The organism is Streptosporangium sp. LJ11, assembly GCF_051918945.1.
GTDB lineage: Bacteria > Actinomycetota > Actinomycetes > Streptosporangiales > Streptosporangiaceae > Streptosporangium.
In genome coordinates, this window is sequence record NZ_JBPXMB010000017.1 from 200,331 (window position 1) to 215,576 (window position 15,246).

Below are 15,246 nucleotides of genomic sequence, written 5' to 3' on the forward strand. Positions count from 1 at the left end.
GCGCTCATCGGCGGCCTCCGATCGGCTGTGACCTCCGCTGGGACTTCGGCTTCGACGCAGGCTGTGACGCGGGCTGTGGCATGGCCTGTGGCATGGCCTGTGACCTTGACGGTGACTTCGGCTGGGAGGCCGCGCCGTCACCGCCGCCCACCACGCCCGGCCCGGCGGCGGCGGGGCGGGTGGGGGCGTGGACGGCGCGGAGCACCGAGGCGGTGATGGAGCCGTGGTCCAGGCCGGCGGCGGCCAGCAGGTGGGCGCGGTCGCCGTGCCCGATGAACTCTCTCGGCAGGCCGAGGGCGCGGACCGGCGTGTCCAGGTCGGCGTCGGCGCACGCGGTGGCGACCGCCGCGCCGACGCCGCCGGTGCGCAGGCCGTCCTCGACGGTGACCACGAGGTCGTGCGAGGCGGCCAGCTCCACCAGCGCCGGATGGACCGGGTCCACCCACCGCGGGTCCACGACGGTGGCGCCGACGCCGTGGTGGCGCAGCTGCGCGGCGGCCGCCACGCACGGGCCCGCCAGCGAGCCGACGGCCACGAGCAGCACGCGGTCGCCGTTCTCCGCCAGCACGTCGATCCCGCCGGCCCCGCCGAGCCGCCGCAGCGCCACGATGTCGGGGCCGACACTGGCCTTCGGATAGCGGATCGCGGTCGGCCCGCCGTCGAAGCCGACGGCCTCGTGGAGCGCCTCGCGCAACCGGGTCGCGTCGCGGGGCGCGGCGATCCGCAGCCCCGGGATCATCCCGAGCAGCACCAGGTCCCACATGCCGTGGTGGCTCGGCCCGTCGGGGCCGGTTATCCCCGCCCGGTCCAGGACCAGCGTGACGGGCAGCCGGTGCAGGGCGACGTCCATCAGCGCCTGGTCGAAGGCCCGGTTGCAGAAGGTCGCGTACATCGCCACGACGGGGTGCATGCCGTTCATGGCGAGCCCGGCGGCGCAGGTGACCGCGTGCTGCTCGGCGATGCCGACGTCCACGAAGCGGTCGGGGAACCTGGCCGCGAACGCCGCCAGCCCGGTCGGGCCGGGCATCGCCGCCGTGATCGCGATCACGGCCGGTCGCTCGGCGCCTATCGCGGTGATCTCCTTGGCGAACACCGACGTCCACGAGGGCGGCGTCGCGGCGGCTGTGGCCGGCGGGCGGCCGGTGGCCGGGTCCAGCACCCCGATGCCGTGCATCCGGTCGGCCTCGTCGTCCTCCGCGGGACCGTACCCCTTCCCCTTGACCGTGACCGCGTGCACCACCACGGGACGGCCCAGGGCGCGGGCCCGCAGCAGTGCTCCCTCCAGGGCCTCGATGTCGTGGCCGTCGACGGGGCCGAGGTAGGAGAATCCCAGGGCCTCGAAGACGTTGGTCCCGGCCGGCCGCGGGGTCTCCCGGTCCTCCCCGATGTCCCCGGTCTCCCCGGTGTCCCCGGCCTTCCGGGGGGTACGGCGGGATTCCTCGCCGCCGCGCGACTCCGGGTCCGGGAGGCCGGGGCGGGAGCGGCGCAGGGCGGCGAGGTGGGCGGCGAGCCCGCCGACGGTCCTGGCGTAGGAGCGGCCGTTGTCGTTGATCACGACGATGACCGGCAGCCCCGGCGCGGCGCCCAGGTTGTTGACCGCCTCGAGCGCGAGCCCCCCGGTCAGCGCGCCGTCCCCGATCACCGCCACCACGTGCCGGTCGGCGCGGCCGCTGAGCCGGACGGCTTTCGCCAGCCCGTCGGCGTAGGACAGGGCGGTCGAGGCGTGCGAGTTCTCGACGACGTCGTGGACCGACTCGGCCCGGCTCGGATACCCCGACAGGCCCTCCGGCTGGCGCAGCCCGTCGAAGTCGTCCCGGCGGCCGGTGAGGATCTTGTGAACGTAGGCCTGGTGGCCGGTGTCGAACACGATCGTGTCCTGGGGGGAGGCGAAGACCCGGTGCAGCGCGATGCTCAGCTCCACCGCCCCCAGGTTGGAGCCCAGGTGGCCGCCCGTCGCGCTGACCTTGTCCACCAGGAAACGGCGGATCTCACCGGCCAGCGCGGGCAGCCGGGCGGACGGCAGGCGCCGCAGGTCACCGGGATCCTCGATCCGTTCCAGCAGGCCGTCCACGGCCGCCGTGCCACCGGGGGCGGCACCGGCCCGCGGGGGCACGGGGGGGTCGGGGACGGTGACCGCGGCGGCGTGGAAGCCGGTTGCGGCGGTGTCAGCGCTCATGGCGTGCGTACTTCCTTCGGAGCGGCGAAACGGACGGTCTCGATGGTGTGGCGGTGCTCGGTGACCTGGATCGGCCCCAGCTCGCGCAGGAAGGCGACGACCTCCTCCACCAGGTGGTGCGGGGCCGAGGCGCCCGCGCTCACGCCGATGGCGCGGGCGTCGCGGAGCCATTCGGGCCTGATGTCGCCGACGTCGTCGATCAGGTGCGCCGCGACGCCCCGGCGGCGGGCGAGTTCGACCAGCCGCACCGAGTTCGAGGAGTTGGCGGAGCCGATGACGAGTACCAGGTCGGCGCCGGCGGCGACCTCGGAGACCGCCCGCTGCCTGTTGGTCGTGGCGTAGCAGATGTCGTCGCTGCCCGGTCCGGACAGCGCGGGGAAGCGGGCGCGTAGCGCCTCGACCACCTCGTCGGTCTCGTCGACGGCCAGGGTGGTCTGGGTCAGGTAGGACACCCGGCCGGGGTCCTCGACCTCCAGCGCGGCGGCCTCGGCCGGGGTCTGGACCAGCACGGTCCGCTCCGGCGCCTCGCCCATGGTGCCCTCCACCTCCTCGTGCCCGGCGTGCCCGATCAGCACGACGGTGTCGCCGCGGGCGGCGAAGCGGCGCGCCTCGACGTGCACCTTGGTGACCAGCGGGCAGGTCGCGTCGATCACCCGCAGCCCCCTGGCGGCGGCCTGCTCCCGTACGGCCGGTGAGACGCCGTGGGCGGAGAACACCACCGTCGCCCCCGGCGGGACCTCGTCGAGTTCCTCGACGAAGACCGCGCCGCGCCGCCGCAGGTCGTCGACCACGTGGACGTTGTGCACGATCTGCTTGCGCACGTAGACAGGGGCGCCTCGGTCGGCCAGCACACGTTCCACGGTCTCGATCGCCCGCTCGACACCCGCGCACAGCGACCGGGGGGAGGCCAGCAGCACCTTTCGCGCCTCCTCGCCGCCGGGTTCGCCCGCCGGTGAGGGCGGGCCCGCGGACAGGTCGCCTGTGGTCCGTGTCGTCATCGAATACCTCCAGCGTGGAGAACCCGGGTCCGAGCCCGGGAGATGGGCGCGTCAGTGGTCCCGCTGAGTGATCATGTGGGCCAGGAGGCGAAGGTCCTCGGCCGGGCCGGGGGCGGGGCCGGCCTCGCGCAGGCAGTCCAGCGCGGCACCGAGGTTGGCCTCGGCCTCCCGCCGGGCCCAGGCGCGGGCGCCGGCGGCCTCGACCAGGTCGGCGGCGCGGGCCAGGTCCCGCTCGTCCAGTTCGCTGTCGCGGTGGTAGAGCGAGGCCAGCCGCTCGCCCGCGGCGGTGCCCGACGTGAGGGCGGCGACCACCGGCAGGGACTTCTTGCGGTTGGCCAGGTCGGAGAAGACGGGCTTGCCGGTGACCTCGGGATCTCCCCAGATCCCCAGGAGGTCGTCCGCCAGCTGGAAGGCCAGGCCGAGGTGGCGCCCGAACTGCCCGAACAGCCGGGCGCGGGCGTGATCGGCGCCGCCGGCCAGCGCGCCGAGCTCGCAGGCGCAGCCCAGCAGCGCCCCGGTCTTGCCCATCGCCATCTGAACGCACTGGGAAAGGGTGACGTCGGTCCGCGTCTCGAACGCCAGGTCGGCGCTCTGCCCCGAGCACAGCCGCAGCAGCGAGCCGGTCATCACCCGCAGGCCGGGGCTGGTGGCGAGCAGGTCCAGGGAGAGCGCCAGCAGTACGTCCCCGACCAGGATGGCCTCGCCGGTCCCGAAGACGGTCCACGCGGCCGGCCGGTGCCTTCGGGTGAGGTCGCCGTCCATGATGTCGTCGTGCAGCAGCGAGAAGTCGTGGACCAGCTCCACCGCGACCGCCGCGGGGATCGCCATCTCGGAGACCCGCGGGTTCTCGCCGCCGATGGCCCACGCCGACGCGAGCACCAGCGCCGGCCTGACCGACTTGCCGCCGCTGTCGCAGGGGCGGCCGTCGGCGTCCCACCAGCCCACGTGGTAGCCGGCGACGTGGCGGATCTCCTGCGGCAGCCGGTCCACCGCGGCACGGTGGGCCGGCTCGACCAGCTCCCGTGCGGCGGTCAGGACCCGGCCCGCCGATCGCGCGGTGCCGGCGAGGGAGCCGAGCACCGGTGCTGTCGTCACCACACTTCACCTCTCTTCCGGTTCTCCTTGGTGCCGGGCGGCCGCGAAAGGGGTCGCGCCGCCGTGCGCCGGGAAGAAAGCGGTCCGCTTCCCCCACTTCCAGTACGACCGCCGCCGCCATATCCCGGAACCCCCTGGCGCCGGGCGATCGGTTTCATTTGCGGAAGGTGTTTCATGGAGCCGTCCGTGACACGATCACCGCCTTCGTGATAAAGGCGAGGACCGCCGATAGGTGAAATTTAAATTTGAAAAAACAGGGGAAGGAGGAATATCGCCGACGAGTCCGGTGAGAGAAAACGGATGGGCACAGGACACCGACCCAACGTCCGATTACGGGCGTTGCTGACAGAGGCCCGGTGGACCGGGCAGCAGCTGGCCGACGAGGTCAACGGGCTCGGCGCCGAGGCGGGAGTGGCGCTGCGCTACGGGCGGGCGGCGGTCGCCCACTGGCTGGCGGGCATGCGCCCGCGCCCGCCCGTGCCGCATCTGGTGGCCGAGGCGCTGTCGCGCCGTCTCGGACGCCCGCTGGAGATCGCCGCGGTCGGCCTGGCGGACCCGGGCCGGGCCCCCCGCGACGCCCCGGGGGCCGCGGGAGAGGACTGGCGGAACGAGGATCCCGTGGCCCGGCTGGTGGAGCTGCACACCGGGTTGTGCCTGGGCAGGCGGCGGATGCTGGAGGACTGCGTCTACAGCCTGGCCGCGCTGTCCGTGCCCGGCTGGGCCGAAGCCGCCGCGGCGGCGGCCACCGCGGGCTCGGGCCGCAGGCGGGCGCCGGAGGTGGGAACACCGCAGGTGGAGGCGGCGGAGGCGATGGCCCAGGTGTTCTCGCAGACGGACACGGCCTTCGGCGGCGGACAGGCGCGGCGGGCGCTGTCGGGATACCTCGCCGTGGACGTCGTGCCGTGGCTGCGGGCCCGGATGAGCCCCGGGACGCGCCGCAGGATGCTGTCGGTCGCCACCGAACTGACGTACCTGTGCGGCTTCATGTGCTTCGACGAACAACTCCACGGGGTCGCCCAGAGCTACTACCGGGCGGCGCTGAAACTCGCCGCCGAGAACGGCGACGCGGCCGGGTACGCGGTCACCCTGCGGGCGCTGTCGGTGCAGGCCCACACCCTGGGACACCACGGCCAGGCTCTCGACCTGGCCGAGGCGGCCCTGACCAGCGCCCCCGCGGCGATCGAGCCGGGCACCCACGCCTTCCTGCGGGGACAGGCCGCCGTCGCCGCGGCGGCGGCGGAGGGCGGCCGGCGCGCCGCCCTCCGCCACCTCCGGGCGGCCGAGCACCACCTCGACCGCGCCGTCGCCACGACGGGCGCCCCCGCCGACACGGTGGGCGCCTACCACCAGGCGTCCCTCGCCCACCAGCACGCCGCGGTGCTGACCGCGCTGGACGACAGGCCCGCCGCCGCCGAGGCCCTGGCCGCCTCCATACGGCACCGGCCGGCCACCGAGCGCCGCGCCCGCGCGCTCACCTCCGCGACCCTGGCCGCGCTGCACCTCGACCAGGGGCACCTGGAACAGGCCGCGCTCACCTGGCACGCCTTCCTCGACGACTATCCCCACCTTCGCAGCGGGCGGACCCGCGCCGCCCTGTCCACGCTCAAGGCGCGGCTGCGCCCCTACCAGCGCAACGCCCTCGCCAGGGCGGTGCTGCAGCGGGCCATGGCCATTTGAGAGAACCATCCGACGGGCCGGGCCCGGCTCGCGGTGACGAAGGGATGTCCGCCGGATCGGCGGCCCTAATCACCTATAAAGTATTGTCATAAAAAAGGTGCGGCCGGCGATTGCCCCGATATTTTCGTGTGCCGGGCCGTGTATCCATTTGCGGGCAGGGAAACGAGATCTGGCGGGTCTCGGAAACCCGCTCCGAATCCGCCGCCGTGGGATCGGTTTCCTTGACGATCGGGGACGAAGATATGAACAGGAGTAAGATCCAGGAGCGTTTCGCCTGCCAGGGCGTCGCCGGCGGGGAAGTGGTCATCGCTCCCGTCTTCGACCATCCCGACAGGGGATCCGTCGAGTGTCCCGCCGCGCCGGTCCTGGGGGCGGCACTCACCCGCAGGGGGCTGCGCGTGCGCTACGCGCCGCTGACCGCCCGTCCGGAGACCCGCCAGGGCGGCCGGCGGGACATCTTTCCGGACATCCTTGCGGGCACTGACCCGGAGCCCCGTTCGGGCACCCGGCGGGACGGCCCGCGGTACGCGCCGGTGACCGGGCGGGCCGACGACACCTTCCCCGGCGGCCACCTGTTCGCCGTCTCCTGTATCGACCGTCACGGCCGCGCCACCGGGCTCGCGGCCGCCGCCCACCCCGATGACCGCGCCGCGGTGGAGGCGGCCGGTCAGGAGATACGGCGATGGGGTGACGTCATGCGCAGCCGCCGCGTGCTGCTGGCCGGCACCCGGCCGGTCTGCCCCGGCGCCCGAGGTGCCCTGGAGACCGCCCTGGGCGTCACCCGGGGCGGGGGCGGGCCCGTGTTCGCCTACGGTCCCGTCACCGACGTCCCCCACCACGCGGGGGAACTGGCCCGCGCGGGCGTCGGTACGGTCACCGGCCTCGACACGCTCCCCGAGCACGCCGTCGTCGTCCTCCCCGCCCACGGTGTGCCGCGGGCCTTGCGGGCCGAGGCCGCGGCCAGGGGGCTGGCCGTCGTCGACGCCACCTGCCCCCTGGTGTCCGCCGCCCACGCCGAGGTGGCGCGGTTCACCGAGCGCGGTGACCTCACCGTCGTGATCGGCAGGCCCGGGGACGCCGTCGTCCCGGGCATCCTCGGCCAGGCCCCGGAGACGACCGTTCTGGTGGAGACGGCGGCCGACGTGGCGCGGCTGCGGCCCGCCGACCCCATGGCGGTCTCCTACCTCATCCAGCCCGGCATCCCCGTCGAGCGCGCCCGCCCCGTCGTCGCGGCCCTGCGCGCCCGTTTCCCCGGCCTGCGCGGCCCCGACCCCGACGACTTCTGCTACCACGCCTCCGACCGGGCGACCGCCGTCGCCGCCGTCGCCGCCGCCGGGGACCTCCTGCTGGTCGCCGCGGGACCCGACTGTCCCGACGCCCGTCACGTCATCGGGCTCGCCGGTGACTCCGGCGTCCTCTCGCGGGTCGTCACCGGCGTCGCCGACCTCTGCCCGAACCTGCTGCGGGAGGCCGGCACCGTCGCCCTCACCGGCGCGAGGTCCGCTCCCCCCGGGCTGGTGGACGAGATCCTCACGGTCCTGTCAGGCCTCGGCCCCCTGAACGTCGTCGACCGCCGGGTCACCAGCGAGGTCGTCACCAGCGAGGTCGTCACCGGCGAGGTCGTCACCGGCGGGGAGCGGGAGCGCGAGACGGTGTGACCCCGGCGCGGGGCGGGCCGGAGGGCGTGGGGCGGACACGGGAGGGGATCCCCGCCCGGGGCGGGGTGACGCGGGCGCGCGGCCGGACGGCACCTCGGGCGCGCGAGAGGCCGGCGTCCTCAACGCCACAGGTCGATCACCTGCCCCAGCTCGCGCGCCGTGGCCTTCTGGGCGAGGTGGTGGCCGAGCGCGATGTCGGTGACGGCGAGCCCGCTGTTGTACGCGAAGATCCGCTCGCCGGCGTCGAGCCGCGCCCCGGCGGATCCGGCGAGCACCTCGGGTAGTTCGACGTCCACCGGGCGGAGCCTGCCACGCGCGTCGGCGAGGTCGGTGCCGGTGACCGCCATCCGGGCGGCGCTGGTGGCGAGCACCCGGTCGGCCCGGTGCAGGGTCGAGGAGGCCAGCCCGTACCCGACCAGCACGCACAGCGCCCCAGGCCGCAGCCAGCCGGCCTCGATCGCCGCGGGGGTCTTGGGCCCGGCGGCGGCGAGCACCACGTCGGCCTCGCCGGCCGCGGCCCGCAGATCCTCGACGATCTCCACCTCCTCGCCGGGCACGGCCTCCCGCACCGCGCGCAGCCCGTCGGGGTGGGTGCCGTAGACCATGAGCCGTTCCAGGCCGGGCATGGTGGCCATCAGGTAGGGCAGGGCCTGCCGCCCCTGGACGCCCGTACCGATCACCAGGGCGCTGCGGCTGCCGGGGGCGGCGCACTCGCGGGCGATGAGCGCGGACACCGCCGGGGCCCGCATGGTCCCGATCCTGGCGCAGTCCATCAGCGCGACGGGGAGCCCGCTCTCGTCGTCGTACAGCGACAGGGTCGTGTACTGGCGCTCGCGCCGCGGGTAGAACCGGTAGGAGGTCTCGAAGGCGACGACCTCGCGAGTGCCGTCGCGCCCCACGAGGGTGTGGCCCACCGAGTGCCCGTCGGGTGGCCTGGCCGTCAGCCTGCTCGGATTGACCGACAGCCCGGAGGCCAGGGCCCGGTACGACTCCTCCACGACCGAGACCACCTCGGAGGGGACGAGCTCGATTCTGGCCAGGTCGCTCCGGGTCAGGATTCTCACGTGGTTCGCCGCCTCCGCGTCACGGTGATCATCAGGGCTGTGCGGTTCCGGAGTCCGGTTCCGACGGTAGACCAGGAAATCTGATTAGGCAAGGGTAACCTAAGTTGTGAAACATGACGCGCCGAAATGGCCCCGTGATCTGCGAAGACGCACATAAACGGACATTTCCGACGTTGAAGAAATGGGGAAAGCGAGGTAGTCAGGTAATAGGGGATCCGCGCGATCCGAGCGGTCTGAGTAATTTGCGGAGCGGCAGGAAAGCGATAAACGGTCCGGTGGAAGGAGCCGGCGGGGAGCCGGTACGGAGGCGGCCCCCGGGGGCGGCACCGAAGGCGCGGGCACGTTGCCCGCGGGCGATCGAGAGTCACCTGACCGGCCGCGACCGGGAGGGGGTCCGCTCGGCGGCCGGCCGGAAATTCCTCCGTCAGGATGGCTGTGGATCTTCTATAACGAACTTTCTTGAAATACAGGTGGATACCCCGTTTTTCGGGGTATTGGAGCCCTCTTGAAGTAGTGGAACTGCGGTTGTCCGACGCGATGGCGGGATGAACATGAGCTCACAACGACTCGATCCTTTAGGCCGGGCCGTTCTGGTCGCCATGGGCAGTGAGGTGCTCCGCTGCGGGCTGTGCACCATGCTCGCGACCGTTGACACGGTGGAGAGAACGTACGAGGCGGGCGACCTCGACCGCGCTCTCGAGCTGCTGCAGTCAGAGAGGCCGGACGTCCTGCTGCTCGCCCCGTCCGGCAAGGCGCACGCGACCGAGAAGCTGGCCACGGTCGCGGCCGAGCACGACGCGCACGTCCTGCTGGTCCTGCGCGGCGTGTGCGACGCCTCGCTCGCGGAGGCCGCGGCCCTGCCGGTCGACGGCCTGCTGCTGGAGACGGATCTGACCCACACCTCGCTCAGGAGTGCCCTGTCGGACCTCGGCAGCGGCCTCATGCCGATGCCCGGCCCGCTGGCCCGGCGGCTCCTGTCCCGCATCCGCGACGAGGAGGACCTCGAGGGGACGCCCGTCCCCGACGACGATCCCTGCCCGGAGAGCGACCCCGTCGACTCGCCGCTGAGCTCGCGCGAACAGCAGGCCCTCGCCCTGATGGCGGAGGGGCTCAGCAACAAGCAGATCGCCCGCCGCCTCGGCATCTCCGAGCACGGGGCCAAGCGGCACGTCGCCAACATCCTCGCCAAGCTCAACTGCTCCAACCGGACGCTCGCCACCGCGGTGGCGCTCAACCGCGGGCTGCTCCCCGAACCCGGCCGTTAGACGCCGTTAGACGCCGTTGGACCGAGCCGGGCCGCCGGCTCGGTCTCGGGGCCGTCTCAGGCGAGACGTCGGGGGGCGGGCGCGCCGGACAGCCCGCCGAGGCCCCGCAGCGGGGCGCGGGCCTTGAGCAGCATCTCCTCGTACTCCTCGGCCGGGTCGGAGTCGAGGACGATCGCCCCGCCCGCGCCGACCGTCAGCCCGCCCGGCCTGGCGACCGCGGTCCGGATCACGATGTTGAGGTCCGCGGTGCCGCTGAGACCGAAGAACCCGATCGTGCCGGAGTAGACGCCGCGCGCGCGGCCCTCGAGCCTGTCGATGATCTCCATCGTGCGCAGCTTGGGCGCGCCGGTCATCGACCCGCCGGGAAAGCAACTGCGCGCGGCCCGCACGGCGCTCACACCGTCCTGCAGGTGCCCGCGGACGGTGGAGACGAGCTGGTGGACGGTGGCGTAGGACTCCACGGCCATGAAGCGCGGCACGTCGATCGTGCCGACGTCGCAGATCCGGCCGAGGTCGTTGCGGAGCAGATCGACGATCATGAGGTTCTCCGCGCGGGTCTTGCCGGACGACGCGAGCTCCCTCCTCAGCTCGTCGTCGTGGCGCGGCTCGGGGTCGCGCGGCGCGGTGCCCTTGATCGGTTTGGACTCCGCGATCCCGTCCCTGCCGACCTTGAGGAAGCGCTCGGGGGAGGAGCACAGGACGTGGTCCTCCTCCAGCCGCAGATAGGCCGCGTACGGCGCCGGGTTCAGCCGCCGCTGGCGCAGGTAGAGATCCTCGGCCGACCCGTGGAAGGGGATCTCGACGGTGTTGGTGAGGCAGATCTCGTAACTCTCCCCGGCGCGCAGCAGCCGCAGGCACTCCTCGATGTCGGCCAGGTAGCGCTCGCGGGGCCGCACCAGCCAGGGCTCGGGATTGAACTCCTCCCCCTCCACCTCCACCACCGGGACGTCACGCCCGGAGACCATCCCCCGGCACGCCGCGGCCGTCTCCTCGACCCAGCGCCTGGCCTGCTTGCGGCTGCCGGAGCCGCCGTCGGTGAGCGCCACCGCCCACGTCTGGCGCGTCTCGTGGTCGATCGCGACGAACCGCGTCGCCGACATCCAGACCGCGTCGGGCATCGACGACAGGTGTTCGGCCCGCGCCCCGCACTCGCGCTTGAGCTCGTAGCCGAAGTAGCCGACGTAGCCGCCGTCCAGGTCGAAAGGGAGCGCCGGGTCCGGTTCCATCGCGCGGGCGGCCACCCGCTCGTCGAGCAGGTCGAAGATCGGGACATGGATCGCCATGCCCGCACCCGAGGCGTCCTGGATCCGCACGCTGCCCGCGCCGGGACGGCAGGAGAGCACCTCACCGTGCGGGCCGCCCGCGTCGCCGAGGAAGGAGAAACGCGCCCCGCCGGGCTCGACGCGGCTGCTGTCCAGCCAGTAGGCGTACCGCTGGGAACGGAAGAGGCCGGTGAACACCGCCTCGGCGTCGGCGGCGCCGTCGATCCGCTCCGTCTCCAGCGACCACGAGGGGACGTGCGCGACGGGCGGCACCGCACCGGGCACCGGCCCCGCCGCCAGGGCGAGGTCGCGGAAGTTGCGCAGCAGCGCGGGGCCGTGCTCGGTGGAGATCGACTCGGGATGGAACTGCACACCCCACCACGGCATCGTGCGGTGCCGCAGGCCCATCACGACCGAGTCGCCCGTCCACGCCGTGATCTCCAGCTCGTCGGGTGGCGGGGTGGCCACGCAGAGCGAGTGGTAGCGGACCGCATGGAAGTTCTGCGGCAGACCACGGAAGAGGTCCCGCCCGCAGTGCCGGATCCGCTCGACGTGCCCGTGGATCGGCGCGGGCGCCGGCACCACGTCGGCGCCGGACAGCCAGCCCAGCGCCTGGTGTCCCAGGCACACGCCCAGTACGGGCAGGCCGGAGGCGCGGATGAGGTCGAGGGAGACACCGACGTCCCGCTCCACCTGGGGCCGGCCGGGACCGGGGGAGATGATCAGCGCGTCGAACCGGTGCAGGGGCAGGTCGTGCCAGGCCTCGTCGTCATTGCTCATCACGACCGGTTCCACGCCGTAGGTCTCCGCGACCAGCTGGAACAGGTTGTAGGTGTAGGAGTCGTAGTTGTCGACGAGCAGCGTGCGCACCAGCGATCACCAGTCCCCGTCGCGGACGGCGAAGCGGCGCAGCTTGCCGGTGTGCGTCCGCGGCAGGGTCTGGCACAGCTTCACGCTACGCGGGACCTTGAACGGTGCCAGCCGCCCGCGGGCCAGCTCGATCAGCTCCTTCTCGATTCGCGCCGGATTCTGGCCGGGCGTGGCGGGCACCACGAACGCCCGCAGCTTGCGCGCTCCGCGCTCGTCGGCGATGACGGCGACGGCCACCTCGGCCACGGCCGGGTGCTCCGACAGGACCTTCTCGACCTCGACCGGCGACATCGTGATGCCACCCACCATCTCCATGTCGTCACAGCGGCCGCGGTGGACGTAGGCGCCGCCGGGCAGGCGCTCGACGCGGTCGCCGGTGCGCAGCCACCCGTCCACCAGGGCGTACGCCGTCTGGTCGGGCTGGTTGAGGTACTCCAGGAGCAGCGACTCGCCCCGCACCCAGAGCTCTCCCTCGGTGGCCGGTTCCCCACGCTCGTCACGCACCTGCAGCTCGTAGCCGGGCAGGGCGCGGCCGATCGTGCCCGGCTCGTCACGGGCCAGGGTGCTGGAGCAGAAGGCGTGGCCGGCCTCGGTCGAACCCAGCTGGTCGAGGACGGGAGCCCCGAGCAGTTCCCGGGTACGGGCGCCCAGGGTCTCGTTGAGCGTCTCGCCCGCCGACACGGCGACCCGCACGGAGGAGAAGGCGGCCGGCTCGCACTCGGCGACGAGGTTGGCGTAGGCGGAGGGCACCGCGTACAGCACGGTGACGCCGTGGCGGGCGACCGCCTCGGCGATCAGCGCCGGGGTCGGCCGGTCCGCGAGCAGGACGGCGGACGAGCCGGAGAACAGCGGGAACACCAGCGTGTTGCCCAGGCCGTAGGCGAAGAACATCTTCGAGACCGACAGGGTCACGTCGTCCTCGCGGATGCCGACCACGCCCTCGCCGGCCGCGCGGTGGTAGAGCGCGAGGTCGCCGTGGCGGTGCAGCGCGCCCTTGGGCCGCCCGGTCGTGCCCGAGGTGTACTGCGCGTAGAGGGGGGCCGAGGCGCCGACCTGGGCGACGGGCCCCGGCGGGACGCGGCCGGCCAGGCAGAGCAACTGCTCGCCGGTCAGGTGCGGTACGCCGTCGAAGCGGGGTGCGATCTCCCGGGTGGCGACCACGAGCCTGGCGTCGCAGTCGGCGAGGACGAAGGCGTGGTCGGCCTCCGTCAGCTCGGGGTTGACGGGCACCGCCGTGACGCCGAGCCGGGCGGCTCCGAGGAAGGCCGCGACCCACGCGACGCAGTCCTCGAGCGCGATCATGATGCGCTCGCCCGGCCGCACGCCCAGGTCGACCAGGACCATCGTGACCCGCGCCGCCAGGTCGTGCACCTCCCCGTGGGTCCAGACGCGGTCGCCCTCGTAGAAGGCGGGCGCCGCGTTCCAGCCGCGGTCTCCGGCGAGGCGGGCGAGCTCGCCGGCGACGTTCCCCGTCCCCGGGTTCTCCGTGCCGGGTGAGGGGGCGGGGGCCTGGCCCACGCCGGTGATCGGGAGCGCTCCGGCGCCGCCGGTCCTGGGAATCCGTGCTCTCTGAGCCGGGACGCCGGGCGCCACCGGCGCGGGAGGCGCCGTGGTGGTTCCTTGGCGCGTGCCGAAAGAGTCATCGGGCATGCGGTTCACCTCCGTCGGCCGCGTAGGGGGAGATCAGGAAGGCGCCGTCCACGGGGCCGATGGGCCACCAGCCGGAGGCCAGCAGCTCGGCGAGCCCGGACAGCGGATCGTCTTCGTCTTCGTCTTTGTCTTTGTCATCGTCTTCGTCGTGGCCTGGGCCGTCGCCGTTCGCGGCGGGGGCGCCGCCGGGGTCCGCGAGCGCGTCCGCGACGACCGTGCCGATCAGCCACAGCAGGGCGCCGGACACGGCGCGCGCGTCGGGGTCGGTCTGGTCGGCGGGGTCGAGGCGGGGCGTCGCGACGAGCATGGCCACATGCTCGGCCGTGTCCAGCTGCTTCTCGCGGCCGGTCGCCACGAGCCGCTCGCGGGCCGCGCCGCGCCGCCGGTCGAGCGCCTCCAGCCAGCCGGGGTCGACCCGGTCCATCGCCGCGGCCGCGACGGCCGGGTCGCGCACGACGGTGAGAGAGGGACTCGGGGCGCGCCGCCGAGCTGGGGCCCGGCCGGCGGCGCAGATGCCGCGCAGGAGACGCTCCACCCTGTCGCCGCCGGGCCCCAGCTCGGCGGCCAGCCCCTCGGGCGGTTCGGTCAGCTCGAAGTGCCGTACCATCGCACATCCACTTCCGGGTAGTCGAGACCGAGGTCGGACTCGAAGAGCTCCCGCGTGCGCCGGACGAACTCCGCGCGGCACTCGTCGTTGGTCATCCGCTTGATGGCCAGGCGGCGAAACACCTCGTTGTTCTTCGAGTCGCTGCGGCCGAAGAACGGCATCGTCATCGCGAGCAGCTCGTGCCCGGCCCGCCGCACCTTGTCGCGCTGGGCGGGGTCGGCCACCAGCCGGCGCGCGCTCGTCGCGCCGAACCCCACGTGGAAGCGCTCCTCGGGCATCAACGACCGGCAGAGCTTACGCAGGGGCAGGTAGGAGCAGTCGCAGAGGTCCTCCATCAGCACGACCTCGGCGAGGTCGACGATCGCCTTGGTCATCACGTACTCGGTCCAGCTCCGCACCTCGTACTCGAATATCGAAAGAGGTCCCCTGGCATTCGCGTCCTCAAGGCCGAGTTCGGCGGCGAGTTTGTTGAATTTTAAATGGTGGCCGTATTCCTCCATCGCCATTCTGCAGGCCAGCCACTTATCGCGTGGAGTGGGCGCGAGCGCGATGGAGGGCTCGTCGAAGACGGCCGCCCCGACGGCCTCGTTGCGGACGTGACTGTTGAGGATTTTGCCCACCGCCGTGACGTACTCGTCTCCGAGCGCGCGGGCCTCCTCCGGCCCCGTTATCACACGGTCCGGCGAAACCTCCAGTGTGCTGGCCACTTGCGGTCTCCTCTCCCATGGACCCTGCCGACGCTAGGTCGGGTCACAGGGGGCGGCAAGTAGCCGATCGGGCACCTCGAAATAGGTGCCTGAATATTTTCCGGAATGTCCGGACGGGCAATTGGTAAGTGCCTCCGGCGTGTCTTCGCAGGAGCACGGCCGCCCTGATGGGTAGTTAGGTAAGGCATACTTAATCGCTGTCCGGCTACATCGTCGA

At 73.1% G+C, this 15,246-nt stretch carries 11 protein-coding genes; 3 read left to right on the top strand and 8 right to left on the bottom strand.

The window, feature by feature from the left end; all coding sequences use genetic code 11:
• Positions 1-4: 4 nt before the first annotated feature.
• The 3 genes from dxs to ACTOQ3_RS25220 are packed head-to-tail and all read right to left on the bottom strand — an operon-like array spanning position 5 to position 4,269.
• Positions 5-2,176, bottom strand: coding sequence for a 1-deoxy-D-xylulose-5-phosphate synthase (dxs, locus tag ACTOQ3_RS25210; RefSeq protein WP_440085813.1), 2,172 nt, complete (start codon positions 2,174-2,176; stop codon positions 5-7).
• On the bottom strand, positions 2,173-3,174 hold the full coding sequence (gene ispH / locus ACTOQ3_RS25215) for a 4-hydroxy-3-methylbut-2-enyl diphosphate reductase (protein ID WP_440085814.1): 1,002 nt from the start codon (positions 3,172-3,174) through the stop codon (positions 2,173-2,175). The genes dxs and ispH overlap by 4 nt, the downstream gene beginning before the upstream one ends.
• Before the next feature lie 51 nt (positions 3,175-3,225).
• Positions 3,226-4,269, bottom strand: a complete 1,044-nt coding sequence (locus tag ACTOQ3_RS25220) for a polyprenyl synthetase family protein (RefSeq protein WP_440085815.1) — start codon at positions 4,267-4,269, stop codon at positions 3,226-3,228.
• 339 nt (positions 4,270-4,608) lie between these two features.
• On the opposite strand from ACTOQ3_RS25220, the gene ACTOQ3_RS25225 reads away from it, so the two are divergent.
• Together ACTOQ3_RS25225 and ACTOQ3_RS25230 are read left to right on the top strand one after the other, a co-directional pair.
• Positions 4,609-5,946, top strand: a complete 1,338-nt coding sequence (locus ACTOQ3_RS25225; protein WP_440085816.1) for a hypothetical protein — start codon at positions 4,609-4,611, stop codon at positions 5,944-5,946.
• A 242-nt stretch (positions 5,947-6,188) separates the two neighbouring features.
• Complete coding sequence (locus ACTOQ3_RS25230; protein WP_440085817.1) at positions 6,189-7,604, top strand: hypothetical protein; 1,416 nt, start codon at positions 6,189-6,191, stop codon at positions 7,602-7,604.
• A gap of 119 nt (positions 7,605-7,723) precedes the next feature.
• Here the strand turns inward: ACTOQ3_RS25230 and ACTOQ3_RS25235 are convergent, their stop codons facing one another.
• Complete coding sequence (locus ACTOQ3_RS25235; RefSeq protein WP_440085818.1) at positions 7,724-8,668, bottom strand: ornithine cyclodeaminase family protein; 945 nt, start codon at positions 8,666-8,668, stop codon at positions 7,724-7,726.
• Positions 8,669-9,219: 551 nt separating this feature from the next.
• On the opposite strand from ACTOQ3_RS25235, the gene ACTOQ3_RS25240 reads away from it, so the two are divergent.
• The gene (locus tag ACTOQ3_RS25240) at positions 9,220-9,933 is read left to right on the top strand and encodes a response regulator transcription factor (RefSeq protein ID WP_440085819.1); all 714 of its coding nucleotides are present in this window, start codon (positions 9,220-9,222) and stop codon (positions 9,931-9,933) included.
• 56 nt (positions 9,934-9,989) lie between these two features.
• Here ACTOQ3_RS25240 and pabB read toward each other — a convergent pair whose 3' ends face one another.
• Genes pabB through ACTOQ3_RS25260 form a run of 4 tightly spaced genes read right to left on the bottom strand, consistent with a single transcriptional unit; the run spans position 9,990 to position 15,029 of the window.
• Positions 9,990-12,065: an aminodeoxychorismate synthase component I gene (pabB, locus tag ACTOQ3_RS25245; protein WP_440085820.1), complete on the bottom strand. Its 2,076-nt coding sequence runs from the start codon at positions 12,063-12,065 to the stop codon at positions 9,990-9,992.
• Between the two features lie 6 nt (positions 12,066-12,071).
• Positions 12,072-13,715, bottom strand: a complete 1,644-nt coding sequence (locus ACTOQ3_RS25250; RefSeq protein WP_440085821.1) for an AMP-binding protein — start codon at positions 13,713-13,715, stop codon at positions 12,072-12,074.
• Positions 13,705-14,322: a hypothetical protein gene (locus ACTOQ3_RS25255; protein WP_440085822.1), complete on the bottom strand. Its 618-nt coding sequence runs from the start codon at positions 14,320-14,322 to the stop codon at positions 13,705-13,707. Before ACTOQ3_RS25255 ends, ACTOQ3_RS25250 begins: the two co-directional genes overlap by 11 nt.
• The gene (locus ACTOQ3_RS25260) at positions 14,301-15,029 is read right to left on the bottom strand and encodes a Phenylacetic acid catabolic protein (protein WP_440085823.1); all 729 of its coding nucleotides are present in this window, start codon (positions 15,027-15,029) and stop codon (positions 14,301-14,303) included. The genes ACTOQ3_RS25255 and ACTOQ3_RS25260 overlap by 22 nt, the downstream gene beginning before the upstream one ends.
• Positions 15,030-15,246: the final 217 nt, after the last annotated feature.